The sequence below is a fragment of the Gracilibacillus phocaeensis genome, from assembly GCF_900626275.1.
Taxonomy (GTDB): Bacteria; Bacillota; Bacilli; order Bacillales; family Amphibacillaceae; genus Gracilibacillus; species Gracilibacillus timonensis.
In genome coordinates this window covers 1158241-1182104 of sequence record NZ_LR131145.1, presented here as the reverse complement: position 1 = coordinate 1182104, position 23864 = coordinate 1158241, and the positions used below count along the sequence as shown (strand labels likewise).

The window sequence follows — 23864 nt, the reverse complement described above, 5'->3', positions numbered from 1 at the left end:
AAACAATATTCGTCATAGGAAGGAGAAAGATTCATGCCTAGAGAGTTCTCCTTGGAGAATACACGTAACATCGGTGTTATGGCTCACATTGACGCCGGTAAAACAACTTGTACAGAACGTATTTTGTTTTACACAGGACGCATCCACAAAATTGGAGAAACACATGAAGGTGCCTCCCAAATGGACTGGATGGAGCAAGAACAAGAACGTGGGATTACCATCACATCTGCTGCAACAACTGCACAATGGAAAGGTCATCGCATTAACATCATTGATACACCAGGACACGTAGACTTCACAGTAGAAGTAGAACGTTCCTTGCGTGTGCTTGATGGGGCAGTCGCTGTTCTTGATGCACAGTCTGGTGTAGAACCTCAAACAGAAACAGTATGGCGTCAGGCTACAACATATGGCGTACCACGTATTGTTTTTGTGAACAAAATGGATAAAGTAGGAGCAGATTTCCTATATTCCGTAGGTACATTAGGTGACCGTTTAGGCGCAAACGCCCATCCGGTACAACTTCCAATTGGTGCGGAAGATGAGTTTGAAGGTATCATTGATCTGATCACCATGGAAGCACATTTCTATCTTGATGATTTAGGTACTCGTTCAGAAGCAAAACCTATTCCGGATGAGTATAAAGAGCAAGCAGAAGAATATCACACAAGCCTAATTGAAGCTATTGCAGAATTCGACGAAGATCTTATGGAACGTTACCTAGAAGGTGAAGAGATTTCTACAGAAGAACTGAAGGCAGCAGTTCGCCAGGCAACTTTAAGTGTAGAATTCTATCCTGTATTCTGTGGTTCAGCCTTCAAAAACAAAGGGGTTCAATTATTAATTGACGGTGTAGTTGATTACCTACCATCACCATTAGATATCCCTCCAATCGAAGGTATCTTGCCAGGATCAGAAGAAAAAGTAACTCGTAAAGCAGATGACAACGGTCCTTTCTCTGCATTAGCATTTAAAGTGGCTACCGATCCATTTGTTGGTAAACTTACTTTCTTCCGTGTGTATTCCGGTACCTTAAAGTCTGGTTCATACGTGAAGAACTCTACGAAAGATAATCGTGAACGGGTAGGACGTATCCTGCAAATGCACGCCAACTCTCGTGAAGAAATCAGTGAAGTTTACGCTGGTGATATTGCTGGTGCGGTTGGCTTGAAAGATACAGGTACTGGTGATACATTATGTGGAGAAAAAGACTTGGTTATCTTAGAGTCAATGGAATTCCCTGAACCAGTTATTTCTGTTGCTATTGAGCCCAAGTCGAAAGCTGATCAAGATAAAATGGCTATTGCACTTGGTAAGCTTGCGGAAGAGGATCCAACATTCCGAACAGAAACAAACCCAGAAACAGGTCAGACGATCATTTCTGGTATGGGTGAATTACACCTTGATATCATTGTTGACCGCTTGAAGCGTGAATTCAAAGTGGAAGCAAATGTAGGTGCACCACAAGTATCCTACCGTGAAACGTTCCGCGCAAGTGCGGAAGTAGAAGGTAAATTCGTTCGCCAATCTGGTGGTCGTGGTCAATATGGTCACGTTTGGGTGAAATTTGAACCTAACGAAGAAGGTGCTGGCTTTGAATTCGTCAATAAGATTGTTGGTGGTGTAGTACCGCGTGAATATATCCCATCTGTTGAGGCCGGTATTAAGGAATCAATGGAAAATGGTATCGTTGCTGGTTATCCATTAATTGATGTTAAAGCTACATTATATGATGGAAGCTATCATGACGTGGATTCCAACGAAATGGCTTTTAAAGTAGCTGCATCCATGGCACTTAAAGCCGCGAAAAATAAGTGTAATCCTGTTCTTCTTGAACCAATGATGAGAGTAGAAGTTATTATTCCAGAAGAATACATGGGTGATATCATGGGGGATGTAACATCTCGCCGTGGACGTGTAGAAGGAATGGAAGCAAGAGGGACTGCTCAAGTAGTGAAGGCATTTGTTCCACTTGCAGAAATGTTTGGTTATGCCACATCTCTACGTTCTAATACACAAGGTCGTGGTGTGTATACTATGCACTTTGATCACTATGAGGAAGTACCGAAGAGCATTTCTGAAGAAATTATTAAGAAAAATGCTGGTGAATAATTGATTTTTTTCACAATCTAACGTATAACTTGTATTATAGGTGTAGGTTATGTAACCAAGCCGATAATACATGAAAATAAATAACTATTTTACTTAATTAAAAGGAGGAAATACACATGGGTAAAGAAAAATTTGACCGTTCCAAAGACCACGTTAATATTGGTACAATTGGACACGTTGACCATGGTAAAACAACTTTAACAGCAGCAATCACTAACGTTCTTTTCAACAAATTTGGTAGCGGGGAAGCTCGCGCATACGATCAAATCGACGGTGCTCCAGAGGAAAAAGAACGTGGAATCACAATCTCAACTGCACACGTTGAGTACGAAACAGATAGCCGTCACTATGCACACGTTGACTGTCCAGGTCACGCTGACTATGTGAAAAACATGATCACTGGTGCTGCACAAATGGACGGAGCTATTCTTGTAGTATCTGCTGCAGATGGCCCAATGCCACAAACTCGTGAGCACATCTTGCTTTCTAGAAACGTAGGTGTACCTGCGATTGTTGTTTTCTTAAACAAATGTGACATGGTAGATGACGAAGAACTTCTTGAACTAGTAGAAATGGAAGTACGTGATCTATTAAGTGAATATGATTTCCCTGGTGATGATGTACCAGTAATCAAAGGTTCTGCTCTTAAAGCACTTGAAGGCGATGAAGAGTATGTAAATGCTATTCTTGAGCTTATGGATGCTGTTGATGAGTACGTACCTCGTCCAGACCGTGACACAGAAAAACCATTCATGATGCCAGTTGAGGACGTATTCTCTATCACTGGTCGTGGTACTGTTGCAACAGGACGTGTAGAGCGTGGTGTTGTAAAAGTAGGTGACGAAGTAGAAGTTGTCGGTCTTGCTGAAGACAAAGCAAAAACAACAGTTACTGGTGTAGAAATGTTCCGTAAGCTTCTTGACTATGCAGAAGCTGGTGACAACATTGGTGCCTTACTTCGTGGGGTTGCTCGTGAAGACATCAACCGTGGTCAAGTATTAGCGAAACCAGGTTCCATTACACCACATACTAACTTCAAAGCAGAAGTATATGTATTGTCTAAAGACGAAGGTGGACGTCACACTCCATTCTTTTCTAACTACCGCCCGCAATTCTATTTCCGTACAACGGACGTAACTGGAGTTATCGAACTTCCAGAAGGTACTGAAATGGTTATGCCTGGTGATAACACAGAAATGACAGTTGAACTTATTTCTCCAATCGCGATTGAAGACGGAACTCGTTTCTCAATCCGTGAAGGTGGACGTACAGTAGGTTCTGGTGTTGTATCTGAAATTATCAAGTAATGATGAAGCAAAATAAAATGGAGTGGCTTTTGCGCCACTCCATTTTTTTGACCACAACTATCATCACAATAGGATAAGGGATGGAGCTTGTTAAGTTTGAAAATAAACACATACGCATCTTCCCAACAAAGCTGCACCAATAGTGTATATATGAGAAGTGAAGGTCAGTATGTTTCTAAGTTTTGATAAATACTTATGACAAGCATCTGTTATGTGCGACAAACCCTGTTTATATCAATCGATGCAGCACATAAAAAAATCAAAAAAAATTTCACATAAATGTTGCATTGGCCTGCAAAGTTCTATATAATAAAGAATGTTGGTCATAAAACAGGCGATGATGCGGAAGGTTGTTGGAACACCCGGCCCCTTTGCCATGGCTAGTGTACCAAGATATTTTCGCGGAGAATGTCTATTATTTAAATGGGCGAAAAGGAGGGAAAATAATGGCAAAAGAAAAAATTAGAATTCGTTTAAAGGCGTATGATCACCGTATTTTAGATCAATCTGCAGATAAAATTGTGGATACTGCAAAAAGATCTGGTGCAGGCGTGTCTGGTCCGATTCCACTTCCAACAGAGAAATCGGTATACACGGTCTTGCGTGCGACACACAAGTACAAAGATGCTCGTGAGCAATTTGAAATGCGTACTCACAAACGACTAATCGACATTGTAAGTCCGACACCAAAAACAGTAGACTCATTGATGCGTCTTGATTTACCATCTGGTGTGGATATTGAAATCAAATTATAATATAGAAATTAGAATATAGGAGGTGTGACGGATGACGAAAGGAATCTTAGGTCGTAAAATCGGCATGACTCAGCTTTTCTCAGAACAAGGAGAATTGATCCCTGTAACAGTAATTGAAGCTGAACCAAATGTTGTATTACAAAAACGTACGAACGAAAATGATGGATATGAAGCAGTTCAGCTTGGATTTGCGAATCAAAAGGAAAACAATGCAAACAAACCTGCGAAAGGACATGCTGAAAAAGCTAACACAGCCCCTAAGCGCTACATTCGTGAATTCCGTGACGTAAATCTTGATGAATATGATTTAGGTCAAGAGATTAACGTAGAGGTTTTTGAAGCAGGAGATATGATTGATGTAACAGGTACTTCTAAAGGGAAAGGTTTCCAGGGTGCGATCAAGCGCCATAACCAATCACGTGGTCCAATGACTCATGGTTCCCATTATCATAGAGGTCCTGGTGCGATGGGTGTCATTGATCCTATGCGCGTATTCAAAGGTAAAAAGTTACCTGGACAAATGGGCGGAGAACAAATCACTATTCAAAACCTTGAAGTTGTGAAAGTGGATGCAGAACGTAATCTTCTTCTAATCAAAGGTAACGTTCCAGGTGCAAAAAAATCATTCGTAAAGGTTACGAGTGCAGTAAAGGCTAACTAATTAATCATCGAAGGGAGGATATGTCATGCCTAAAGTAGCACTATTTAATCAAAGTGGATCACAAGTTGGTGATGTTGAAATCAACGATGCTGTATTTGGGATTGAACCAAATGAACATGTACTACACGATGCGATATTAATGCAGCGCGCTTCATTACGTCAAGGAACGCACGCTGTTAAAAACCGTTCTGAAGTACGTGGTGGAGGCCGTAAGCCATGGCGTCAAAAAGGTACAGGTCGTGCTCGTCAAGGTTCTATTCGTTCCCCACAATGGGTTGGTGGTGGAACAGTATTTGGTCCAACACCAAGAAGCTATAGCTACAAGCTACCTAAGAAAGTAAGGAGATTAGCAATCAAATCTGCTCTTTCTTCTAAAGTACAAGAGGAGAGCTTAGTAGTTCTAGAAGGGATTTCTATTGAAACTCCGAAAACAAAAGAAGTAGTTTCCATACTTTCTTCATTAAATGCAGATAAAAAAGCATTATTCGTAACAGCAGAAACGGATGAAGTATTAGCAAAATCAGCTAACAATCTTCAAAACGTAAAAGTTTTAACAGTAAGTGAAGTAAATGTTTTAGACTTGCTTACGCATGACAAGCTGATCTTAACAAAAGAAGCAGCTGAAAAAGCAGGGGAGGTGCTTGCATAATGGCAGATGCACGCGATATTATTAAGCGCCCGATAATTACAGAACACTCTGCTGACTTAATGGCAGAAAAGAAATATACGTTTGAAGTAGAAAAGAAAGCTACCAAAACACAAATCAAAGCAGCAGTAGAAGAGATCTTTGGAGTGAAGGTAGTCAATGTCAATACCATGAACAAAAAAGGTAAATTCAAGCGTATGGGTCGTTATGGCGGTTATCGTCCAGACCGTAAGAAAGCAATTGTTCAATTGTCAGAAGACAGTGATGAATTAGATTTCTTTGAAACAGTATAAGTTGATATATAAAGGAGGGAAAACAGATGGCGATTAAAAAGTATAGACCAACTACTAATGGCCGCAGAGGAATGTCAGTGTCTGATTTCGCTGAGATTACAACGAATCAGCCAGAGAAATCCTTGTTAGCACCATTGAGTAAACGTGGTGGACGTAATAATCAAGGTAGATTAACTGTTCGTCATCAAGGCGGTGGACACAAACGTAAATATCGTATTATCGATTTTAAACGCGACAAAGATGGAATACCAGGCAAAGTTGCTACAATTGAATACGATCCGAACCGCTCAGCAAACATCGCATTAGTAAACTATGCAGATGGAGAGAAACGTTATATTTTAGCACCTAAAGGAGTAAAAGTAGGTCAAGAGATTGAATCTGGACCAAATGCAGATATTAAACCAGGCAATGCATTGGCATTAGCTGATATTCCGGTAGGTACGATTATCCATAATGTGGAACTCAAACCAGGCCGAGGAGGCCAACTAGTAAGGTCCGCTGGTGCACAAGCACAGATCCTTGGACGTGAAGGTAAATATGCATTAGTTCGTTTATCTTCTGGTGAGGTACGCTTAGTTTTAGCAACTTGCCGTGCAACAGTTGGTCAAGTAGGTAACTTGGAACATGAATTAATCAGCATTGGTAAAGCTGGACGTTCTCGTTGGTTAGGCAAGCGCCCAACAGTTCGTGGTTCTGTTATGAACCCTAACGATCACCCACACGGTGGTGGTGAAGGACGCGCACCAATTGGACGTAAATCACCAATGTCACCTTGGGGTCAACCGACACTTGGTTACAAAACGCGTAAACGCAACAAACCAACCGATAAATTTATTGTACGTAAACGTAAAAAATAACGGGATTGTACGACGGGGATTATCACCCGTCTCACAATCGCGAAGGGAGGCTTATCCATGGGTCGTAGCTTAAAAAAAGGACCTTTCGCAGATGATCATTTATTGAAAAAAATTGACAAACTAAATGAAGATGATAAGAAAACAGTAGTGAGAACTTGGTCTCGTCGTTCTACTATTTTCCCAAGCTTCGTTGGTCATACCATTGCGGTATATGATGGTCGCAAACATGTCCCAGTATATGTAACAGAAGATATGGTTGGACACAAATTAGGCGAATTTGCTCCTTCACGTACGTATAGAGGGCATGCCGGAGATGACAGAAAAACAAAACGCTAATTGAGAGGAGGTACTCCTAATGCAAGCAAAAGCTGTTGCAAAATCAGTTCGTATTGCTCCTCGTAAGGTTCGCTTAGTGATCGATTTAATTCGCGGTAAAGCGGTAGGAGAAGCAATTGCAATATTAAAACATACACAACGTGGTGCTTCACCAGTTGTTGAAAAATTATTGAACTCTGCGATCGCAAATGCAGAGCACAACTATGAAATGAACCCTGATGAACTAGTCGTGTCAGAAGCGTTTGTAAACGAAGGTGCTACACTGAAACGTTTTCGCCCACGTGCACAAGGTCGCGCAACACAAATCAACAAACGTACTAGCCACATTACAGTGGTTTTATCTGAGAAAAAGGAGGGATAATCTGTGGGTCAAAAAGTAAATCCAACGGGTCTTCGTGTCGGTATTATCCGCGATTGGGAATCTAAGTGGTATGCAGGCAAAGATTATGCAGACCTATTACATGAAGATATTAAAATTCGTGAATATATTGAAGAACGATTAAAAGATGGTGCGGTATCGAAAGTAGAAATTGAAAGAGCAGCAAATCGCGTGAATATTTCTATTTCAACAGCCAAACCTGGTATGGTCATCGGTAAAGGTGGTTCAGAAGTAGAAGCACTTCGTAAATCATTAAATAAACTTACTGGTAAAAGAGTCCATATCAACATCGTAGAAGTGAAAAGAGCAGATTTAGATGCGAAATTAGTAGCTGAAAACATCGCTCGTCAACTAGAAAACCGTGTATCTTTCCGTCGTGCACAGAAGCAAACGATCCAACGTGCTATGCGTGCTGGAGCGAAAGGTATTCGTACCCAAGTATCTGGTCGTCTTGGCGGTGCAGATATGGCAAGAGCTGAAAGTTACAGTGAAGGAACTGTTCCACTTCATACTTTACGTGCAGATATTGACTATGGAACTGCAGAAGCAGATACAACATACGGTAAACTTGGTGTTAAAGTATGGATCTATCGTGGAGAAGTCCTTCCAACGAAAAATAACAACTAAGGAAGGGGGCAACGTATTATGTTAATGCCTAAACGTGTAAAACATCGTAAGCAACATCGTACAAGTTTGAAAGGTAAAGCAAAAGGCGGTACACAAGTAGCTTTTGGTGAGTATGGTCTTCAAGCAACAGAATCAGCATGGATCACTAGCCGTCAAATCGAAGCTGCCCGTATTGCAATGACTCGTTATATGAAACGTGGCGGTAAAGTCTGGATTAAAATTTTCCCAGATAAACCATATACAGCGAAGCCTCTAGAGGTTCGTATGGGTTCTGGTAAAGGTGCGCCTGAAGGATGGGTAGCTGTTGTAAAACCAGGTAAGATTATGTTTGAAATCGCTGGTGTATCAGAGGAAGTAGCTCGCGAAGCACTTCGTCTTGCAGCACATAAATTACCAATCAAATCGAAGTTCGTAAAACGTGAAGAAATTGGTGGTGAAATCAATGAAGGCTAATGAAATTAGAGAATTAACCACTGCCGAAATTGAACAACAGGTCAAATCATTAAAAGAAGAGCTTTTCAATTTGCGTTTCCAATTAGCTACAGGTCAATTGGAAAACACAGCGCGTTTGCGTGAAGTGCGTAAATCGATCGCACGCATGAAGACAGTTGTGCGTGAAAGAGAGCTAAGCGTAAATAACGGATAATAAAGGAGGTTAGCCTCGATATGAGTGAACGTAATAATCGTAAAGTTTACACTGGACGTGTCGTATCCGATAAAATGGATAAAACCATCACAGTTGTTGTAGAAACCTATAAATTCCATAGTTTATATGGCAAGCGTGTCAAATACTCAAAGAAATTCAAAACGCATGATGAAAACAACACAGCAAAAATCGGTGATGTTGTGCGAATCATGGAAACTAAACCACAGTCGAAAACAAAACGTTTCCGTCTATTAGAAGTGGTAGAAGAAGCAGTAATTATTTAATAAAGTTCGCTCGGAGTAATTCCGAAGGGAGGGTACACAAAGATGATCCAACAGGAATCTCGTTTGAAAGTTGCAGATAACTCTGGAGCACGTGAAGTATTGGCAATCAAAGTACTTGGTGGCTCTGGTCGCAAGACAGCGAACATTGGTGATGTCATTGTTTGTTCGGTGAAACAAGCAACACCAGGGGGCGTTGTTAAAAAAGGTGAAGTAGTAAAAGCAGTAATTGTACGTTCAAAAAGTGGAGTAAGACGTAAAGACGGTTCTTATATTCGATTTGATGAGAACGCAGCGGTTATCATTCGTGATGACCAAGGTCCAAGAGGTACTCGTATTTTTGGACCAGTTGCACGTGAATTGCGTGATGCGAAATTCATGAAAATCGTATCTCTAGCTCCAGAAGTATTATAAGCACGTTACGGAAAAACCGTGTAAGGAGGTGCGGATAGCATGCATGTAAAAAAAGGTGATAAAGTACAAGTTATTTCCGGTAAAGATAAAGGCAAGCAAGGTGAAATATTAGCTGCTTTTCCTAAGAAGGATCGTGTACTTGTCGAAGGCGTTAATATCGTGAAGAAACACGCTAAACCTTCACAAGAAAATCCACAGGGTGGTATTTTAAGCCAAGAAGCAGCCATTCATGTATCAAATGTAATGCCATTAGATCCAAAATCAGGCGAACCAACTCGTGTTGGGCATGAAGTTCGGGATGGAAAGAAAGTTCGTATCGCTAAAAAATCTGGTGAAGTATTAGATAAATAGTCTTAGCGGTGAAAGGAGGTTTACGTGATGAACACTTTAAAAGAAAAATACAATAGTGAAATTGTTTCTTCATTAGTATCGAAATTTAATTATGCTTCTGTGATGGAAGTACCAAAAGTCGAAAAAATTGTGATCAACATGGGTGTTGGTGATGCTGTACAGAACTCAAAAGCACTCGATTCAGCTGTTGAGGAATTAACGCAAATCACGGGACAAAAACCAGTTGTAACAAAAGCAAAAAAATCAATCGCAGGCTTTCGTTTGCGTGAAGGAATGCCAATCGGTGCGAAAGTAACCTTGCGCGGTGAGCGTATGTATGACTTTCTTCAAAAGCTAATCGATGTATCACTTCCACGTGTACGTGATTTCCGTGGTATCTCTAATAAAGCCTTTGATGGCCGTGGTAATTACACATTAGGTGTTAAAGAACAATTAATTTTCCCAGAAATTAATTACGACCAAGTAGGTAAAGTAAGAGGTATGGATGTTGTTATTGTAACAACTGCCGATTCGGACGAAGAAGCTTCTGAACTATTAACACAGCTTGGCATGCCTTTCCAAAAATAAGTGTAAAGCTATTATAAGGAGGTAAAAGAGTGGCTAAAAAATCAATGATTGCAAAGCAACAAAGACCAGCAAAATTCAAAGTGCAAGAATATACTCGCTGTGAACGTTGTGGACGCCCGCATTCTGTTTTACGTAAGTTTAAATTATGCCGTATATGTTTCCGTGAACTTGCCTATAAAGGTCAAATTCCTGGTGTCAAAAAAGCAAGCTGGTAAATCCCCGAGCAGGGAAGGAGGTAAAAATAATGGTTATGACAGATCCAATTGCAGATATGCTTACTCGTATTCGTAACGCAAACATGGTTCGCCATGAAAAATTGGAGTTCCCAGCGTCGAATCTAAAAAAAGAATTGGCAGATATTTTAAAGCGTGAAGGATTTATCCGTGACTATGAATTAGTAGAGGATAACAAACAAGGAATCCTTCGTATCTTTTTGAAGTATGGACAAAACGATGAGCGTGTAATCTCTGGTTTGAAACGTATTAGCAAACCTGGCTTACGTGTTTATGCAAAAGCAGACGAACTTCCTAAGGTGTTAAACGGCCTTGGAATTGCGATCGTTTCTACTTCAAAAGGTGTATTATCAGATAAAGAAGCACGTTCACAAGCTATCGGTGGCGAAGTGCTAGCATACATTTGGTAAGATGATTTTCTAAATGACAGGAGGTGCCAGAGCATGTCTCGTATAGGTTTAAAACTATTAGAAATTCCACAAGACGTGGAAGTAAACGTGGATGGTAACGATGTTGCTGTTAAAGGACCAAAAGGCGAATTAAGCTGTACCATCAGCAGTGACATGAAAGTGAACATTGACAATAATGTACTATCTGTAGAACGTCCATCAGATAGTAAAGAACATAAAGCATTACACGGTACTACCCGAAGCCTTATTGCCAACATGGTAGAAGGTGTGCACAAAGGATTCGAAAAAGCACTTGAGATCCAAGGTGTAGGTTATCGTGCGCAGAAACAAGGCGACAAACTAGTTGTGAATGCCGGTTATTCTCATCCAGTAGAGATCGAAGCTGTAGATGGGATTGAAGTGGAAGTGCCTTCTAATACCAGAGTGGTAGTTAAGGGTATTGATAAAGAACTAGTCGGAGCTATTGCTGCGAATATTCGTGCCATCCGCCCGCCTGAGCCGTATAAAGGCAAAGGAATTCGTTATGCAGATGAATATGTACGTCGTAAAGAAGGTAAAACAGCTAAGTAAGGTTAGGTAGGGAACAGAAAGGAGTGACCTAGATGATCACAAAGCCTGATAAAAACAGTGTACGGAAGAAAAGACATCAACGTGTCCGTAAAAACCTATTCGGCACACAGGAGCGTCCGCGTCTAAACGTATTTCGTTCCAACAAGCACATTTACGCACAAATTATTGATGATGTGAACAACGTTACATTAGTAAGTGCATCTACAGTAGATACAGAATTAAGCTTAGAGGCTACTGGAAACGTAGAAGCTGCTAAGCAAGTTGGTGAACTAATCGCAAAACGAGCGATCGACAAAGGCTTAACCAATGTTATTTTTGATCGTGGTGGATATTTATATCATGGACGTGTTAAATCTTTAGCAGATGCTGCTCGTGAAGCAGGTCTTGAATTTTAATAAAAAAAGGAGGGACATATGTTGCGTACTAACATCGACCCAAATAAATTAGATATAGAAGAACGCGTTGTAACAATTAATCGTGTAGCGAAGGTTGTAAAAGGTGGACGTCGTTTTCGCTTTGCTGCATTAGTGGTAGTCGGAGATAAGAATGGTCACGTTGGCTTTGGTACTGGAAAAGCACAAGAAGTTCCAGAGGCCATTAGAAAAGCAATTGATGATGCTAAGAAAAACTTAATAGAAGTACCGATCGTTGGTACTACCATTCCGCATGAAATTCACGGACAATTTGGAGCTGGTAATATCTTATTGAAACCAGCTGTAGAAGGTACCGGGGTTATTGCAGGTGGACCTGTACGTGCAGTATTAGAACTTGCTGGTGTAGGAGATATTCTTTCTAAATCATTAGGCTCTAATACGCCAATTAACATGGTTCATGCAACCATCAATGGTTTAAATGAATTAAAACGTGCTGAAGAAGTAGCATCACTTCGCGGCAAATCTGTAGAAGAATTGTTAGGATAGGGAGGGATATCGAATGTCTAATCAATTAGAAATAACCCTCAAACGCAGTGTCATCGGTAGATCAGAAGGACAAAAAGCTACTGTACAAACACTAGGTCTTAGAAAGATTCAACAATCAGTAGTCCGTGAAGATACTCCTGTCGTGCGAGGCATGATTAACAAGGTATCACATTTAGTAGACGTAAAAGAAGTATAATGAAATAAGTCAGAAGAGGAGGTGCTCGAATGAAACTTCATGAACTAAAACCAGCACAAGCGAAAAAACAACGTAATCGCGTTGGTCGCGGTATGTCTTCAGGTAACGGTAAAACATCTGGACGTGGTCATGGCGGTCAAAACTCCCGTTCAGGCGGCGGTGTACGTTTAGGGTTTGAAGGTGGGCAAATGCCACTTTTCCAACGTTTACCGAAACGTGGTTTTACTAATATTAATCGCAAAGAGTTTGCGATTGTAAACCTGGAAACATTAAATAACTTTGATGAAGGTGCGGAAGTGACACCTGAGCTTTTACTTGAAACAGGCACCATCAGCAAGGTGAAGTCTGGCGTTAAGATTCTTGGTAATGGTAAATTAGAAAAGAAATTAACTGTAAAAGCTCATAAGTTTTCTGCTTCAGCGAAAGAAGCAATCGAAGCAGCGGGCGGTCAAACAGAGGTGATGTAATGTTTCGTACAATTTCCAATTTTGTGCGCGTAGCTGATATAAGACAGAAAATCGTTTTTACACTTCTTATGTTAATCGTATTCCGTATTGGGACCTTTATTACGGTTCCTTTCACCGACCGAAACGCTATTGATTTTATGAATGAGCAGAGTGTATTTGGTTTACTGAATACATTCGGCGGTGGGGCATTACAGAACTTCTCCATTTTAGCAATGGGGATCATGCCTTATATCACTGCCTCCATCATTATGCAATTATTACAGATGGATGTCGTTCAGAAATTCTCGGAGTGGAAGAAGCAAGGTGAAATGGGGCGTAAGAAGCTTGCACAAGTAACACGATATGCAACGATCGTATTGGCTTTTATACAGGCATGTGCCATGTCTGTTGGGTTTAACGCGATGTCTGGCGGAATGCTGATTACCGATCCTGGCGTAGGAAAGTTTATGGTTATTGCGATTGTTTTAACAGCAGGTACGGCTTTCTTAATGTGGCTAGGGGAACAAATCACAGCACACGGTGTAGGTAATGGTATTTCTATCATTATTTTTGCTGGTATTGCTGCAGGTATTCCAAATGGTATTAACCAAATTTACGCACAATATTTTGGATCTGGTAGTGGAGATGATCTATTCATCAATATTATTATTGTCTCGTTGATTGTGTTATTGGTACTTGCAGTTATTGTAGGTGTCATATTCATTCAACAAGCATTACGTAAAATCCCAGTACAATATGCCAAACGAATAGTGAATCGCTCACCAGTTGGTGGACACACCACCCATTTACCACTCAAAGTAAATGCAGCTGGGGTAATTCCAGTCATTTTTGCAATTTCTTTTATCATTGCACCTCGTACAATTGCACAATTCTTTGAGGGCAATCAAATTGCAAACACGATTGCAAGTATCTTTGATTATACGAACGCCACTGGTATGATAATCTACGTTGCGTTAATTATCGCATTTACGTATTTCTATACATTTGTTCAGGTAAATCCAGAACAAATGGCAGATAATTTAAAGAAACAAGGCGGTTATATCCCAGGTATTCGCCCGGGTAAAACAACGGAGACTTATTTAACACGTGTTATGTATCGACTAACATTTGTTGGAGCACTTTTCTTAGCTGCGATAGCTGTGTTACCTCTAGTATTGGGACCTGTCGCTAATTTGCCACAAACCGTTCAAATCGGTGGTACAGGGCTTCTAATTGTGGTTGGTGTCGCACTACAAACCATGAAGCAGTTAGAAGGACAGCTAGTCAAACGTAACTATAAAGGTTTCATTCAATAAAACGTTATGTGTCTGACAAGACAGAGAGCGAGGGGAAAATCCTTGAATTTAATCCTTATGGGACTGCCCGGTGCAGGAAAAGGTACTCAGGCAGAGAAGATTGTAGAGAAATATGATATACCTCATATCTCAACTGGGGATATGTTCCGGTTAGCGATTAAGGAAGGAACGGAGCTTGGACAGAAGGCAAAAAGCTATATGGATGAAGGTGCTCTAGTTCCTGATGAAGTCACAATCGGAATCGTAGAAGAAAGACTTAATAAAAAAGATTGCGAGAAAGGCTTTCTGTTAGATGGCTTCCCACGTACCTTGGCACAAGCCGAGGCGCTTGATCAGTTACTATCTGATATGGATCGTAGTATTGATTATGTGTTGCATGTTGATGTCGACAAAGAGGCATTAGTCGAACGTCTAACAGGTCGTCGTATTTGTCCAGAATGTGGTACCACCTACCATGTGATATTTAATCCTCCGAAAGTAGAGGGGAAATGTGACAAAGATGGTGCGGCATTGATCCAGCGCGAAGATGATCAGCCAGACACTGTAAAAAATCGTTTAGAAGTAAACCTAGAGCAAACACAACCGATGTTAGACTTCTATTCCGCTAAAGGTGACTTAGTAACGATTGATGGTGGTCAGGATATTGACCAAGTATTCGATGCGATCGATGAGAAATTAAAAGCAATTTCTTCATGAAGCAGGAGAAACTTGGTATAATATGACCGAGGTTGAACATGATGAATAAGGTATAACGTAAAACCTAAATGAAGGTGATGATGATTGAGCGAATCAGATAGTTATCCGGAGTTAGGTCAGGTTGTTCAGATCCTACAAGGACGCGAAGCAGGTCAGTTTGCAGTTGTAATTAAGAAAGTAGACAGCCGTTTTGTGTTGTTGGCTGATGGAGATAAACGTAAATATGATCGTCCCAAGAAGAAGAATATGCAGCATATAGCATATACACCGTTCATATCTCCTGAAGTGAAAAGAAGCCTTCTCGAAACAGGGCGCGTAACCAATGGTAAGTTGCGTTATGCTATAAAGAAATTTGTCGAAGAATACGAGACAGATTTGAAGAAGGGAGATCAACTCGATGGCGAAAGACGATGCAATTGAAGTCGAAGGTACAGTAGTAGATACTTTGCCTAATGCAATGTTTAAAGTAGAACTAGAGAATGGTCATACCGTTTTGGCTCATGTTTCTGGTAAGATAAGAATGCACTTTATCCGAATCCTGCCAGGAGACAAAGTAACGGTTGAACTTTCTCCATATGATTTAACTAGAGGTCGAATTACGTACCGTTATAAATAAAATGCTCCGATACAAGAGGAGGTATGGAAGATGAAGGTAAGACCATCTGTAAAACCAATCTGTGAAAAATGCAAGGTTATTCGTCGTAAAGGAAAAGTAATGGTAATTTGCGAAAATCCTAAGCATAAACAAAAACAAGGATAAGAGGAGGTGTAAGTAATCTATGGCACGTATTGCTGGTGTAGATGTTCCGCGTGAAAAACGTGTAGTAATTGCTCTAACTTACATTTATGGTGTTGGAAAAACAACCGCCAAAAAAGTAGTAGAAGAAGCTGGTGTTAACGAAAACACTCGCGTTCGTGATTTAACGGAAGAAGAATTAGCACAAATTCGTCAGAAAATCGATAACGTTACTGTCGAAGGTGATCTTCGTCGTGAGGTATCGTTGAATATTAAACGTCTGATTGAAATTGGCTCTTATCGTGGTGTACGACATCGCCGTGGTTTACCAGTTCGAGGACAAAAAACGAAAAACAATTCACGTACTCGTAAAGGTCCTAGAAAGACAATGGCTAACAAAAAGAAATAATATAAAAGGAGGTTTGCTTGTTTATGGCACGTAAAACAAATACGCGTAAACGCCGTGTGAAAAAGAATATAGATACGGGTGTGGCACACATTCGTTCTACCTTTAATAACACTATCGTAACGATTACTGATGTGCAAGGTAACGCAATCAGCTGGAGCAGTGCTGGTGCACTTGGCTTTAAAGGTTCAAAGAAATCTACTCCTTTCGCAGCACAAATGGCTGCTGAGTCTGCCGCAAAAGCAGCTCAGGATCATGGTTTGAAAACCTTAGAAGTAACAGTGAAAGGACCTGGTGCTGGACGTGAAGCAGCTATTCGTTCACTTCAAGCAGCAGGTTTAGAAGTAACTGCCATTGTTGACGTAACACCAGTTCCTCACAATGGTTGCCGCCCGCCAAAACGTCGTCGAGTTTAATTAGTATATTATTTGTTAATCTGTCCATAATGGTTTATGATAGCTTAATAAAGTTTTTTACTACATCCGTTCGTTTTGAAGGATAAGTGTGGCTTAAAGTAGGGAGTGCAGCTATTTTAAGATACCTATTCCCTTTCAAACATAGAATGGAAGGAGTAATAGATACACCATTGCATCGACAGAAACAAGGTCACAATTGCATAGTGCAGAAACGGGAACTGCCTACCTGGGGAATTTCGGTTAGACCTGGCTCTAACCGGGGTTTCGACGTTTTAAAGGAGGGTTTAATGAATGATCGAAATTGAAAAACCAAAAATTGAAACAGTAGAAATCAGCGATGATGCTACTTATGGTAAATTCGTTGTAGAACCACTTGAACGTGGATATGGTACTACACTTGGGAACTCCTTGCGTCGTATTCTATTATCTTCGCTCCCTGGCGCTGCTGTCACATCTGTTCAAATAGATGGTGCTTTACATGAATTTTCAACAGTTGAAGGTGTTGTAGAGGATGTAACTACGATAGTTTTAAACTTGAAGAAACTTGCATTAAAGATCTATTCAGATGAAGAGAAGACATTAGAAGTAGATGTTCAAGGTGAGGGTAAGGTTACGGCTGCGGATATTATTTTTGACAGTGATGTCGAAATTTTAAATCCGGATCTTCATATTGCTACCGTTGGGAGTAATGGCCATCTGAAAATGAGAATTTCAGCACAAAGTGGTCGAGGATATCGCCCAGATGATTCTAATAACCATGAAGATCGACCAATTGGTGTTATTCCAGTTGACTCTATCTTCACTCCAGTATCTAAAATAACCTATCAAGTTGAGAATACGCGTGTCGGGCAAGACGCAAATTACGATAAACTAACTTTTGATGTATCGACTGATGGAAGTATCCGTCCAGAAGAAGCTGTCTCATTAGGGGCAAAAATCTTTACGGAACACATGGATATTTTTGTAAGTTTAACAGATGAAGCAAAAAATGCTGAAATTATGATTGAAAAAGAAGAAGACCAAAAAGAGAAAGTGCTCGAGATGACAATTGAAGAACTCGACCTATCGGTAAGGTCTTATAATTGTCTAAAGCGTGCGGGTATTAATACGGTACAAGAATTGGCTCATAAATCGGAAGAAGACATGATGAAAGTTCGAAACTTAGGTCGTAAGTCACTAGAAGAAGTGAAACACAAGCTAGAAGATCTAGGTCTAGGCTTACGAAAAGAAGATTAATGAGGCCACTAGCGATATCGAATGAAGGAGGGATATTCCATGGCTAGAAAATTAGGTCGTACAACAGATCAACGCTTAGCTTTACTTCGTGGATTAGCTACAGATTTAATCATCCATGAATGTATTGAAACAACAGAAGCGAAGGCAAAAGAACTACGCTCAGTAGTAGATAAAATGGTTACACTTGGTAAACGTGGTGACCTTCATGCACGTCGTCAAGCAGCATCGTTTCTATACAATGCGGAGGCGAGTGAAGAGGAAGATGCCGTTCAAAAGCTTTTCAATGATATTGCAGGGCGCTATGAAGATCGTCAAGGCGGATATACGAGAGTGCTAAAATTAGGACCTCGTCGCGGAGACGGAGCAGATATGGCAATCATTGAATTGGTATAAAATTCCATAACCACAATGTTAAGGGGCAGGACACAATCTCGTTCAGAGGTGAATCCAGGCCCTTTTTTGCTTTTTTTACGGATACACAGAATGATACTAAGTCGGTTTATTCATCTGGTAAGTAGGCCCGTTTTTCATTTGTAAATGAACGTCGCCTCTAGCGAAGATGCCGATAATGTGGATTTTGTAGAGTAGTGCATTTTCCTAAGTGGTGAGTTTGCCCGTTTTTTGTGCTGGGTAGACCGCTGCGGGAATAGGTTCCGCTTTCCATGGGGCCGGCTTCAGCTAACTAAAAAGAAGAGCACTTTTTAGTGGATCTTCAGCTCGTCCTGGTCCCATAGGAGTCTCCACCTATTCCCTCCGCTAGATAACAGTACCACAATGTTCATCACTGCAAGGATCCAGCGCTCTAGTACATGAACTTCTATTAATCAAGAAGCCTGTAGCAGTAAGGTGAAGTGTTTCATTAGTCTTCTTTTATATATTACTAAATATTAGGACTACATTCGAGCATGCGAGAAAAACATACTAAGGAATGAATCTCTCTTCATAGAGTTCATAGCAACATGAGTGATCACTAAAAGCGTAACTGACTGCGTTTACGCAAGATAAATAGGGATATTCTTACGTTTAAAACTGCTTAGATAAACTGTGCTCGTAACATGAACAAGAATCCATATACATCAGGAAGAATAAGCAGGTATGTAGATTATTCTTGGCGTGCATGCTCCTTCTTATTAGAAATGCTGAACGATTCTTTAGCGTAGGCCAACCACGTAGACTCCTATGGGAACAGCACGAGCCGCAGATCCACTTGTAAAAGCGCTCTTCTTTTACAAGTTAGCTAAGGCCGTGCCCATGGAAAGCGGAGTGGTTGGCCGGAGCGTTGATCTTGCACACATATTCTCTCAAAATAATCGCAAGCTTACTTTACATAATCCACATTATTGGTAGTGTTAGGCTTAAGGATCATTATATGTTTCTATCTGCCTCAGCGTAGCGATAATGAACCAAATGATTTCTGAGTGTTCTGTAAGCACTTCGGACAGTATAGTGGTTGACTGGAGTGACACAGACTCTCAAAATAGCCATAAAACTATGTTGCATCACGCGCATTATCAACAAGTACTCATAAAAGACAGTATAACTTTCTTATCCTTTTTAAAAAGAAAATTGCTGTATCTATGAATCCACTGGTCAATCCACTATAAAAGCTGATAGAATATAATTATTGCCTGGGAAATAATAAGGGGAGGCGTTTGGAAAAATGGCTGCAATTGAATTCCGTGATGTATATTTTCGTTATCACGAAGAAGCCCCATGGGTGTTAAAACACTTTAATTTAAAGATGGACAGTAATCAAACGGTTGCCATACTTGGACATAATGGTTCGGGTAAATCCACCATTGCTAAGCTTGCCAATGGACTATTACAGCCCCAAGCTGGTGAAATATATATAGACGATCGAAAAATGACCCCAGCGAATATATGGGAAATGAGACAGAAAATTGGCATGGTGTTCCAAAATCCCGAGAATCAATTTGTTGGTACCACCGTTCGAGATGATGTTGCATTTGGATTAGAGAACCGAGGCATTTCACGAGATGAAATGTTGGTTCGTATTCAAGAGACACTGCAGCAGGTTGGCATGGAAAGCTATGAAGACCATGAGCCGTATCACTTATCAGGGGGGCAGAAGCAACGAGTTGCTATTGCCAGTGTTTTAGCCATACATCCGCAAATTCTCTTATTAGATGAGGCAACCTCCATGTTAGATCCCCGTGGTAAAAAAGAAATGCTTTCCACGATTTTATCGTTAAAGAAACAACTGTCTATCACGATCGTGATGATTACCCACGATTTAAACGAGATTACCATGGCTGATCGGGTGATAGTGATGAAAGATGGACAGATTTTTAAAGATAGTACGACGGATCGGTTATATGATAACCAATTTGATTTACAGTCAATTGGACTCAGATTGCCGTTAACGGTAGCATTGGCTACAGAATTAGAACAGCAAGGCTATTCCTTTACTAATTATCCACTAGATCAAGAGGAGCTTATAGATGCATTATGGAAATCACATTCAAAGATGTAAGTTATATCTATCAGCCGAATACCCCTTTTCGCTACCAAGCATTGCAGGACATCAACCTCTGTATACATGACAAAGAGTTTGTTGCAGTAGTTGGTCATACTGGTTCGGGGAAATCAACTTTGCTGCAGCACATGAATGGCTTATTAATCCCAAGCACTGGTCAAGTGCAAATTGGTGACTATCTTCTGGCAAAAGACCAAAAAAAACAGGATCTTAAAAAGCTGCGTGAGAAGGTAGGAATTGTTTTTCAATACCCCGAGCATCAATTATTTGAGGAAACGGTTGAAAAGGATATCCGTTTTGCTATGGATAATTTTGGTGTGGCAAAAGAGGAGATTCCACTTAGGATCGAGGATGCATTGGAAAAGGTAAATGTAGGAAAAGAGGTACTAACACAATCACCATTTGAATTAAGCGGCGGCCAGATGCGAAGAATCGCTATTGCAGGAGTATTGGCCATGAAACCAGAACTGCTTATTTTAGATGAGCCCACTGCAGGATTGGATCCTCAAGGGCAGCAGGAAATAATGGATGTATTCTATCAATTACATAAAGAACGAGGAACAACGACCGTTTTGGTTACCCATCAGATGGACCAAGCTTTAGCTTATGCGGATAGAATTGTCGTTTTAGCCAATGGCAGTGTGCTGACGCAAGGAACACCGAAGGAAGTTTTTTCACAACCAGCATTACTAAGAGAGGCGAATCTTGATATGCCGGAAGTATTAGCATTACTTCATTCCTTAGAGGAGAAGTTTTCGATAAAGCTTCCCTACCATTATCAACCTGTAGCAACGTTAGCCAGAGAAATCGCAGAAAAATTGAGGGAGAACAGCAAATGAAGTCCTTTATGATTATTGGTCAATATGTACCTGGACATTCCTATATTCATCGATTGGATCCAAGAACCAAGTTGATGATTATCTTTACCTTTGTGTTTATTGTTTTTTTTGCTAATAATTTGGTTAGCTATGGCTGGCTTACCTTATTTGCTATCACGGCCTGTATCTTAACACAACAGCGTATTGGTTATATTGTCAAAGGGATCACCCCAGTATGGTTCTTGATTGTGTTTACCATGATTTTACACTTAATTGTAACCAAAGAAGGGCCTGTTTTATGGGAAATATGGAACTTTCGTATTCATCTAGGCGGCATCGAAACCGGATTGATGATTTCCTGGCGTTTTCTCTTGTTGGTACTGGTGACCTCTTTGCTAACATTAACGACTTCGCCAATGGAGATTACCGATGCCCTGGAGGCATTATTGAGTCCGCTGAAGAGGATACGAGTACCAGTACATGAGTTGGCCTTAATGATGTCGATTTCTTTGCGCTTTATCCCAACATTATTAGATGAAACAGAAAAGATATCGAAGGCACAAGCCTCCAGAGGGGTGGATTTTCGTACGGGATCAATAAAAAGTCGAATGTATGCCGTTGTTCCCTTACTAGTGCCATTATTTATCAGTGCCTTTAAGCGTGCTGAGGATTTAGCGATGGCGATGGAGGCACGGGGTTATAGAGGCAGTGATGGTAGAACTAAACTACGGCAGTTACAGTTTCAATCGAGAGATTATGTAGCAGCCATAAGTTATCTGATGATCCTGGTTATTTTTTTCTATTTGCGACAATAAGGAGTTTGAGATATGAGATTGAAAGCAACGATTCGTTATGATGGGACAGCCTTCTCCGGGTATCAGATACAACCGAAGAAACGTACCGTACAAGGAAAAATAGAGACGGTCTTAAGCAAAATGCATAAAGGAAAGCCAATTCGTGTGACAGCCTCTGGGAGGACGGACCAGGGGGTACATGCTGTTGGACAGGTCATTCACTTTGATACAAGCTTAGACATTCCTTATACAAATTGGCTACGTGCGCTCAACACTATGCTCCCTGATGATATCGAGATTAGTGATATCATAGCGGCCCCTGAGAGCTTTCATGCTCGCTTTGATGTGATGGAGAAGGAATATCGCTATTTTATTCATACTGGCGCCTATGACCTCTTTAAACGCCATTACTGCCACTTTGTTAAGGAACCGCTAGATATAGCTGCGATGCAAACAGCAAGCCAGCAGCTATTAGGTACACACGATTTTAGCTCGTTTTGCTCGGCCAACCATACGTTAAAAGGGGATAAAGTCCGTACAATAACAGATTTGGAAGTGGAGCAGGAGAAGTCCACAGACCAATTGATTATTCGGGTGCGTGGGACCGGCTTTTTATACAATATGGTACGCATTATTACAGGCACACTGTTGGAAGTAGGTACAGGCAAACGTCAACCAACCGAAGTACCATCGATTATCCAGGCAAGGGACCGCTCGACAGCTGGTAAAACGGCACCGGCTCAAGGCTTATATTTATGGGATGTACAATATGAAAAGAAATGAAAACAATCTATTGACTTTTGGGACGACTTGTTATATTATGGTCTATGGCATTTTATTTTCTAAACCACGAATAGCCCCGGAAAACTACTCGTGTTAGAATATAAATCGGATAATAATGAATCAATTGGATCATTGAAATAGGAGGTAAGATCATGCGCACAACTTTCATGGCAAATGAAAATAATATTGAACGCAAATGGTTGGTTGTCGATGCAGAAGGTCAAACGTTAGGACGTTTAGCAAGTGAAATTGCAGCAATCCTTCGCGGCAAGCATAAACCAACATATACACCGCATGCAGACACTGGTGATAATGTGATCATCATCAATGCGGAAAAAATCGAACTTACAGGTAAGAAATTAAGTGATAAGCTGTACTATCGTCATTCTAACCACCCAGGTGGACTAAAATCACGTACGGCTGGTGAAATGCGTGAGAAATATCCAGAACAAATGCTAGAGCTTACGATTAAAGGTATGCTACCAAAAGGTAAACTAGGTCGTAAAATGGGTAAGAAATTACATGTTTATCGCGGAGCTGAACATAAGCATGAAGCACAAAAACCAGAAGTCTACGAACTTCGCGGATAATTAAAAGGAGGTTAACATAGTGGCACAAGTACAATATTACGGTACCGGACGCCGTAAAAAATCAACTGCTCGTGTACGTTTAGTTCCAGGTACTGGACGTATTCTTGTCAATAAACGTGATGCGGAGAACTACTTCCCTTACGAAACGCTTCGTACTATTATCAAACAACCATTGGTATCAACGGAAACAGAAGGTAGCTATGATGTATTGGTAAACGTAGAAGGTGGAGGTTTCACTGGCCAAGCCGGTGCCATCCGTCATGGCGTTGCTCGTGCATTATTAGAAGCAGATCCAGAATACCGCGCAACGCTTAAACGCGCTGGATTCTTGACACGTGACGCACGTGCGAAAGAACGGAAGAAATACGGTCTTAAGAAAGCGCGTCGTGCACCACAATTCTCAAAACGTTAATAAATCAACACTTGCAAATCCCCCAACCACCTAAGGTTGGGGGATTTTACTGTATACGCGGTGCTTTAAAAACAGGGGAAAATTCACACGTAGCATACACGTAACATACGAGTAGCAGACAAATAATTTAAAGAAAAAGTGTAGATTTGAAATATAT

Annotated in this window: 38 protein-coding genes; all 38 read left to right on the top strand. The window is 40.7% G+C overall.

Going from position 1 to position 23864, the window contains the following annotated elements:
• Positions 1-33: 33 nt before the first annotated feature.
• The 38 genes from fusA (at position 34) to rpsI (ending at position 23707) form a co-directional block, all read left to right on the top strand.
• Complete coding sequence (fusA, locus tag E0E32_RS21745) at positions 34-2112, top strand: elongation factor G (protein WP_066189195.1); 2079 nt, start codon at positions 34-36, stop codon at positions 2110-2112.
• A 116-nt stretch (positions 2113-2228) separates the two neighbouring features.
• A complete protein-coding gene (tuf, locus tag E0E32_RS21740; RefSeq protein ID WP_066189198.1) occupies positions 2229-3419 on the top strand; it encodes an elongation factor Tu in 1191 nt (396 codons plus the stop codon).
• Between the two features lie 446 nt (positions 3420-3865).
• Positions 3866-4174 (top strand): 30S ribosomal protein S10, encoded by a 309-nt coding sequence (rpsJ, locus tag E0E32_RS21735; RefSeq protein ID WP_018934210.1) that lies wholly within the window; start codon positions 3866-3868, stop codon positions 4172-4174.
• 31 nt (positions 4175-4205) lie between these two features.
• A complete protein-coding gene (rplC, locus tag E0E32_RS21730) occupies positions 4206-4835 on the top strand; it encodes a 50S ribosomal protein L3 (protein ID WP_066189202.1) in 630 nt (209 codons plus the stop codon).
• A 25-nt stretch (positions 4836-4860) separates the two neighbouring features.
• The gene (gene rplD, locus E0E32_RS21725) at positions 4861-5484 is read left to right on the top strand and encodes a 50S ribosomal protein L4 (RefSeq protein WP_066189205.1); all 624 of its coding nucleotides are present in this window, start codon (positions 4861-4863) and stop codon (positions 5482-5484) included.
• The gene (gene rplW / locus E0E32_RS21720; protein ID WP_066189208.1) at positions 5484-5774 is read left to right on the top strand and encodes a 50S ribosomal protein L23; all 291 of its coding nucleotides are present in this window, start codon (positions 5484-5486) and stop codon (positions 5772-5774) included. Before rplD ends, rplW begins: the two co-directional genes overlap by 1 nt.
• 26 nt (positions 5775-5800) lie before the next feature.
• Positions 5801-6631 carry a 50S ribosomal protein L2 gene (rplB, locus tag E0E32_RS21715; protein WP_130860881.1) on the top strand — a complete coding sequence of 277 codons (831 nt, stop codon included), beginning with the start codon at positions 5801-5803 and terminating at the stop codon, positions 6629-6631.
• A gap of 57 nt (positions 6632-6688) precedes the next feature.
• Complete coding sequence (gene rpsS, locus E0E32_RS21710) at positions 6689-6967, top strand: 30S ribosomal protein S19 (RefSeq protein ID WP_066189215.1); 279 nt, start codon at positions 6689-6691, stop codon at positions 6965-6967.
• A gap of 19 nt (positions 6968-6986) precedes the next feature.
• Positions 6987-7328: a 50S ribosomal protein L22 gene (rplV, locus tag E0E32_RS21705; protein WP_066189218.1), complete on the top strand. Its 342-nt coding sequence runs from the start codon at positions 6987-6989 to the stop codon at positions 7326-7328.
• A 3-nt stretch (positions 7329-7331) separates the two neighbouring features.
• Positions 7332-7973 carry a 30S ribosomal protein S3 gene (gene rpsC, locus E0E32_RS21700; protein ID WP_066189222.1) on the top strand — a complete coding sequence of 214 codons (642 nt, stop codon included), beginning with the start codon at positions 7332-7334 and terminating at the stop codon, positions 7971-7973.
• 18 nt (positions 7974-7991) lie between these two features.
• Positions 7992-8426, top strand: a complete 435-nt coding sequence (gene rplP, locus E0E32_RS21695; protein WP_066189225.1) for a 50S ribosomal protein L16 — start codon at positions 7992-7994, stop codon at positions 8424-8426.
• A complete protein-coding gene (rpmC, locus tag E0E32_RS21690) occupies positions 8416-8619 on the top strand; it encodes a 50S ribosomal protein L29 (RefSeq protein ID WP_066189228.1) in 204 nt (67 codons plus the stop codon). The genes rplP and rpmC overlap by 11 nt, the downstream gene beginning before the upstream one ends.
• A 20-nt stretch (positions 8620-8639) precedes the next feature.
• On the top strand, positions 8640-8903 hold the full coding sequence (gene rpsQ, locus E0E32_RS21685; protein WP_066189231.1) for a 30S ribosomal protein S17: 264 nt from the start codon (positions 8640-8642) through the stop codon (positions 8901-8903).
• A 42-nt stretch (positions 8904-8945) separates the two neighbouring features.
• Positions 8946-9314: a 50S ribosomal protein L14 gene (gene rplN / locus E0E32_RS21680; protein WP_066189234.1), complete on the top strand. Its 369-nt coding sequence runs from the start codon at positions 8946-8948 to the stop codon at positions 9312-9314.
• Between the two features lie 39 nt (positions 9315-9353).
• Positions 9354-9665: a 50S ribosomal protein L24 gene (rplX, locus tag E0E32_RS21675; protein WP_066189237.1), complete on the top strand. Its 312-nt coding sequence runs from the start codon at positions 9354-9356 to the stop codon at positions 9663-9665.
• 27 nt (positions 9666-9692) lie between these two features.
• The gene (gene rplE, locus E0E32_RS21670; protein WP_066189240.1) at positions 9693-10232 is read left to right on the top strand and encodes a 50S ribosomal protein L5; all 540 of its coding nucleotides are present in this window, start codon (positions 9693-9695) and stop codon (positions 10230-10232) included.
• Positions 10233-10261: 29 nt separating this feature from the next.
• Entirely contained in the window at positions 10262-10447 is a 186-nt protein-coding gene (rpsN, locus tag E0E32_RS21665; RefSeq protein WP_066189242.1) for a 30S ribosomal protein S14, read from the top strand.
• Between the two features lie 29 nt (positions 10448-10476).
• Positions 10477-10875, top strand: coding sequence for a 30S ribosomal protein S8 (gene rpsH, locus E0E32_RS21660; protein WP_066189245.1), 399 nt, complete (start codon positions 10477-10479; stop codon positions 10873-10875).
• Positions 10876-10908: 33 nt separating this feature from the next.
• Positions 10909-11445, top strand: coding sequence for a 50S ribosomal protein L6 (rplF, locus tag E0E32_RS21655; RefSeq protein WP_066189248.1), 537 nt, complete (start codon positions 10909-10911; stop codon positions 11443-11445).
• A 32-nt stretch (positions 11446-11477) separates the two neighbouring features.
• The gene (gene rplR / locus E0E32_RS21650; RefSeq protein ID WP_066189251.1) at positions 11478-11840 is read left to right on the top strand and encodes a 50S ribosomal protein L18; all 363 of its coding nucleotides are present in this window, start codon (positions 11478-11480) and stop codon (positions 11838-11840) included.
• Positions 11841-11858: 18 nt separating this feature from the next.
• On the top strand, positions 11859-12365 hold the full coding sequence (gene rpsE / locus E0E32_RS21645; RefSeq protein ID WP_066189254.1) for a 30S ribosomal protein S5: 507 nt from the start codon (positions 11859-11861) through the stop codon (positions 12363-12365).
• Positions 12366-12378: 13 nt separating this feature from the next.
• Positions 12379-12561 (top strand): 50S ribosomal protein L30, encoded by a 183-nt coding sequence (rpmD, locus tag E0E32_RS21640; protein ID WP_066189257.1) that lies wholly within the window; start codon positions 12379-12381, stop codon positions 12559-12561.
• 29 nt (positions 12562-12590) lie between these two features.
• Complete coding sequence (gene rplO / locus E0E32_RS21635; protein ID WP_066189259.1) at positions 12591-13028, top strand: 50S ribosomal protein L15; 438 nt, start codon at positions 12591-12593, stop codon at positions 13026-13028.
• Positions 13028-14323: a preprotein translocase subunit SecY gene (secY, locus tag E0E32_RS21630; RefSeq protein WP_066189262.1), complete on the top strand. Its 1296-nt coding sequence runs from the start codon at positions 13028-13030 to the stop codon at positions 14321-14323. The genes rplO and secY overlap by 1 nt, the downstream gene beginning before the upstream one ends.
• Before the next feature lie 42 nt (positions 14324-14365).
• Positions 14366-15019, top strand: a complete 654-nt coding sequence (locus tag E0E32_RS21625; protein ID WP_066189264.1) for an adenylate kinase — start codon at positions 14366-14368, stop codon at positions 15017-15019.
• Between the two features lie 84 nt (positions 15020-15103).
• Positions 15104-15439: a KOW domain-containing RNA-binding protein gene (locus E0E32_RS21620; protein ID WP_066189266.1), complete on the top strand. Its 336-nt coding sequence runs from the start codon at positions 15104-15106 to the stop codon at positions 15437-15439.
• Complete coding sequence (infA, locus tag E0E32_RS21615) at positions 15417-15635, top strand: translation initiation factor IF-1 (protein WP_062321807.1); 219 nt, start codon at positions 15417-15419, stop codon at positions 15633-15635. Before E0E32_RS21620 ends, infA begins: the two co-directional genes overlap by 23 nt.
• 30 nt (positions 15636-15665) lie before the next feature.
• A complete protein-coding gene (rpmJ, locus tag E0E32_RS21610; protein WP_003156543.1) occupies positions 15666-15779 on the top strand; it encodes a 50S ribosomal protein L36 in 114 nt (37 codons plus the stop codon).
• A 19-nt stretch (positions 15780-15798) separates the two neighbouring features.
• Positions 15799-16164: a 30S ribosomal protein S13 gene (gene rpsM, locus E0E32_RS21605; protein WP_066189269.1), complete on the top strand. Its 366-nt coding sequence runs from the start codon at positions 15799-15801 to the stop codon at positions 16162-16164.
• Between the two features lie 23 nt (positions 16165-16187).
• Positions 16188-16577 carry a 30S ribosomal protein S11 gene (rpsK, locus tag E0E32_RS21600; protein WP_066189270.1) on the top strand — a complete coding sequence of 130 codons (390 nt, stop codon included), beginning with the start codon at positions 16188-16190 and terminating at the stop codon, positions 16575-16577.
• A gap of 291 nt (positions 16578-16868) precedes the next feature.
• The gene (locus tag E0E32_RS21595; protein WP_066189273.1) at positions 16869-17813 is read left to right on the top strand and encodes a DNA-directed RNA polymerase subunit alpha; all 945 of its coding nucleotides are present in this window, start codon (positions 16869-16871) and stop codon (positions 17811-17813) included.
• A gap of 39 nt (positions 17814-17852) precedes the next feature.
• Complete coding sequence (rplQ, locus tag E0E32_RS21590) at positions 17853-18206, top strand: 50S ribosomal protein L17 (RefSeq protein WP_130860880.1); 354 nt, start codon at positions 17853-17855, stop codon at positions 18204-18206.
• Positions 18207-19473: 1267 nt separating this feature from the next.
• Positions 19474-20307 carry an energy-coupling factor transporter ATPase gene (locus tag E0E32_RS21585; RefSeq protein ID WP_066189278.1) on the top strand — a complete coding sequence of 278 codons (834 nt, stop codon included), beginning with the start codon at positions 19474-19476 and terminating at the stop codon, positions 20305-20307.
• Positions 20283-21149, top strand: coding sequence for an energy-coupling factor transporter ATPase (locus E0E32_RS21580; protein WP_130860879.1), 867 nt, complete (start codon positions 20283-20285; stop codon positions 21147-21149). Before E0E32_RS21585 ends, E0E32_RS21580 begins: the two co-directional genes overlap by 25 nt.
• Positions 21146-21943: an energy-coupling factor transporter transmembrane component T family protein gene (locus E0E32_RS21575; RefSeq protein WP_066189285.1), complete on the top strand. Its 798-nt coding sequence runs from the start codon at positions 21146-21148 to the stop codon at positions 21941-21943. Before E0E32_RS21580 ends, E0E32_RS21575 begins: the two co-directional genes overlap by 4 nt.
• Before the next feature lie 12 nt (positions 21944-21955).
• Complete coding sequence (gene truA, locus E0E32_RS21570; RefSeq protein WP_066189288.1) at positions 21956-22705, top strand: tRNA pseudouridine(38-40) synthase TruA; 750 nt, start codon at positions 21956-21958, stop codon at positions 22703-22705.
• 152 nt (positions 22706-22857) lie between these two features.
• A complete protein-coding gene (rplM, locus tag E0E32_RS21565) occupies positions 22858-23295 on the top strand; it encodes a 50S ribosomal protein L13 (protein ID WP_066189291.1) in 438 nt (145 codons plus the stop codon).
• Positions 23296-23314: 19 nt separating this feature from the next.
• Positions 23315-23707: a 30S ribosomal protein S9 gene (rpsI, locus tag E0E32_RS21560; protein WP_130860878.1), complete on the top strand. Its 393-nt coding sequence runs from the start codon at positions 23315-23317 to the stop codon at positions 23705-23707.
• Positions 23708-23864 lie beyond the last annotated feature (157 nt).

Coding starts and splice junctions, on each gene's coding strand:
- rpsK (WP_066189270.1), top strand. CDS start 16,188: ATGGCACGTAAAACAAATACGCGTAAACGCCGTGTGAAAAAGAATATA.
- rpsH (WP_066189245.1), top strand. CDS start 10,477: ATGGTTATGACAGATCCAATTGCAGATATGCTTACTCGTATTCGTAAC.
- rplF (WP_066189248.1), top strand. CDS start 10,909: ATGTCTCGTATAGGTTTAAAACTATTAGAAATTCCACAAGACGTGGAA.
- rpsQ (WP_066189231.1), top strand. CDS start 8,640: ATGAGTGAACGTAATAATCGTAAAGTTTACACTGGACGTGTCGTATCC.
- rplE (WP_066189240.1), top strand. CDS start 9,693: ATGAACACTTTAAAAGAAAAATACAATAGTGAAATTGTTTCTTCATTA.
- tuf (WP_066189198.1), top strand. CDS start 2,229: ATGGGTAAAGAAAAATTTGACCGTTCCAAAGACCACGTTAATATTGGT.
- rplC (WP_066189202.1), top strand. CDS start 4,206: ATGACGAAAGGAATCTTAGGTCGTAAAATCGGCATGACTCAGCTTTTC.
- rplV (WP_066189218.1), top strand. CDS start 6,987: ATGCAAGCAAAAGCTGTTGCAAAATCAGTTCGTATTGCTCCTCGTAAG.
- E0E32_RS21580 (WP_130860879.1), top strand. CDS start 20,283: ATGGAAATCACATTCAAAGATGTAAGTTATATCTATCAGCCGAATACC.
- rplD (WP_066189205.1), top strand. CDS start 4,861: ATGCCTAAAGTAGCACTATTTAATCAAAGTGGATCACAAGTTGGTGAT.
- truA (WP_066189288.1), top strand. CDS start 21,956: ATGAGATTGAAAGCAACGATTCGTTATGATGGGACAGCCTTCTCCGGG.
- E0E32_RS21575 (WP_066189285.1), top strand. CDS start 21,146: ATGAAGTCCTTTATGATTATTGGTCAATATGTACCTGGACATTCCTAT.
- rplO (WP_066189259.1), top strand. CDS start 12,591: ATGAAACTTCATGAACTAAAACCAGCACAAGCGAAAAAACAACGTAAT.
- rplX (WP_066189237.1), top strand. CDS start 9,354: ATGCATGTAAAAAAAGGTGATAAAGTACAAGTTATTTCCGGTAAAGAT.
- secY (WP_066189262.1), top strand. CDS start 13,028: ATGTTTCGTACAATTTCCAATTTTGTGCGCGTAGCTGATATAAGACAG.
- rplN (WP_066189234.1), top strand. CDS start 8,946: ATGATCCAACAGGAATCTCGTTTGAAAGTTGCAGATAACTCTGGAGCA.
- rplB (WP_130860881.1), top strand. CDS start 5,801: ATGGCGATTAAAAAGTATAGACCAACTACTAATGGCCGCAGAGGAATG.
- E0E32_RS21595 (WP_066189273.1), top strand. CDS start 16,869: ATGATCGAAATTGAAAAACCAAAAATTGAAACAGTAGAAATCAGCGAT.
- E0E32_RS21585 (WP_066189278.1), top strand. CDS start 19,474: ATGGCTGCAATTGAATTCCGTGATGTATATTTTCGTTATCACGAAGAA.
- rpmD (WP_066189257.1), top strand. CDS start 12,379: ATGTCTAATCAATTAGAAATAACCCTCAAACGCAGTGTCATCGGTAGA.
- rpsJ (WP_018934210.1), top strand. CDS start 3,866: ATGGCAAAAGAAAAAATTAGAATTCGTTTAAAGGCGTATGATCACCGT.
- rplW (WP_066189208.1), top strand. CDS start 5,484: ATGGCAGATGCACGCGATATTATTAAGCGCCCGATAATTACAGAACAC.
- rpmC (WP_066189228.1), top strand. CDS start 8,416: ATGAAGGCTAATGAAATTAGAGAATTAACCACTGCCGAAATTGAACAA.
- rpmJ (WP_003156543.1), top strand. CDS start 15,666: ATGAAGGTAAGACCATCTGTAAAACCAATCTGTGAAAAATGCAAGGTT.
- fusA (WP_066189195.1), top strand. CDS start 34: ATGCCTAGAGAGTTCTCCTTGGAGAATACACGTAACATCGGTGTTATG.
- rpsE (WP_066189254.1), top strand. CDS start 11,859: ATGTTGCGTACTAACATCGACCCAAATAAATTAGATATAGAAGAACGC.
- infA (WP_062321807.1), top strand. CDS start 15,417: ATGGCGAAAGACGATGCAATTGAAGTCGAAGGTACAGTAGTAGATACT.
- rpsM (WP_066189269.1), top strand. CDS start 15,799: ATGGCACGTATTGCTGGTGTAGATGTTCCGCGTGAAAAACGTGTAGTA.
- rplR (WP_066189251.1), top strand. CDS start 11,478: ATGATCACAAAGCCTGATAAAAACAGTGTACGGAAGAAAAGACATCAA.
- rplQ (WP_130860880.1), top strand. CDS start 17,853: ATGGCTAGAAAATTAGGTCGTACAACAGATCAACGCTTAGCTTTACTT.
- rplM (WP_066189291.1), top strand. CDS start 22,858: ATGCGCACAACTTTCATGGCAAATGAAAATAATATTGAACGCAAATGG.
- rplP (WP_066189225.1), top strand. CDS start 7,992: ATGTTAATGCCTAAACGTGTAAAACATCGTAAGCAACATCGTACAAGT.
- rpsS (WP_066189215.1), top strand. CDS start 6,689: ATGGGTCGTAGCTTAAAAAAAGGACCTTTCGCAGATGATCATTTATTG.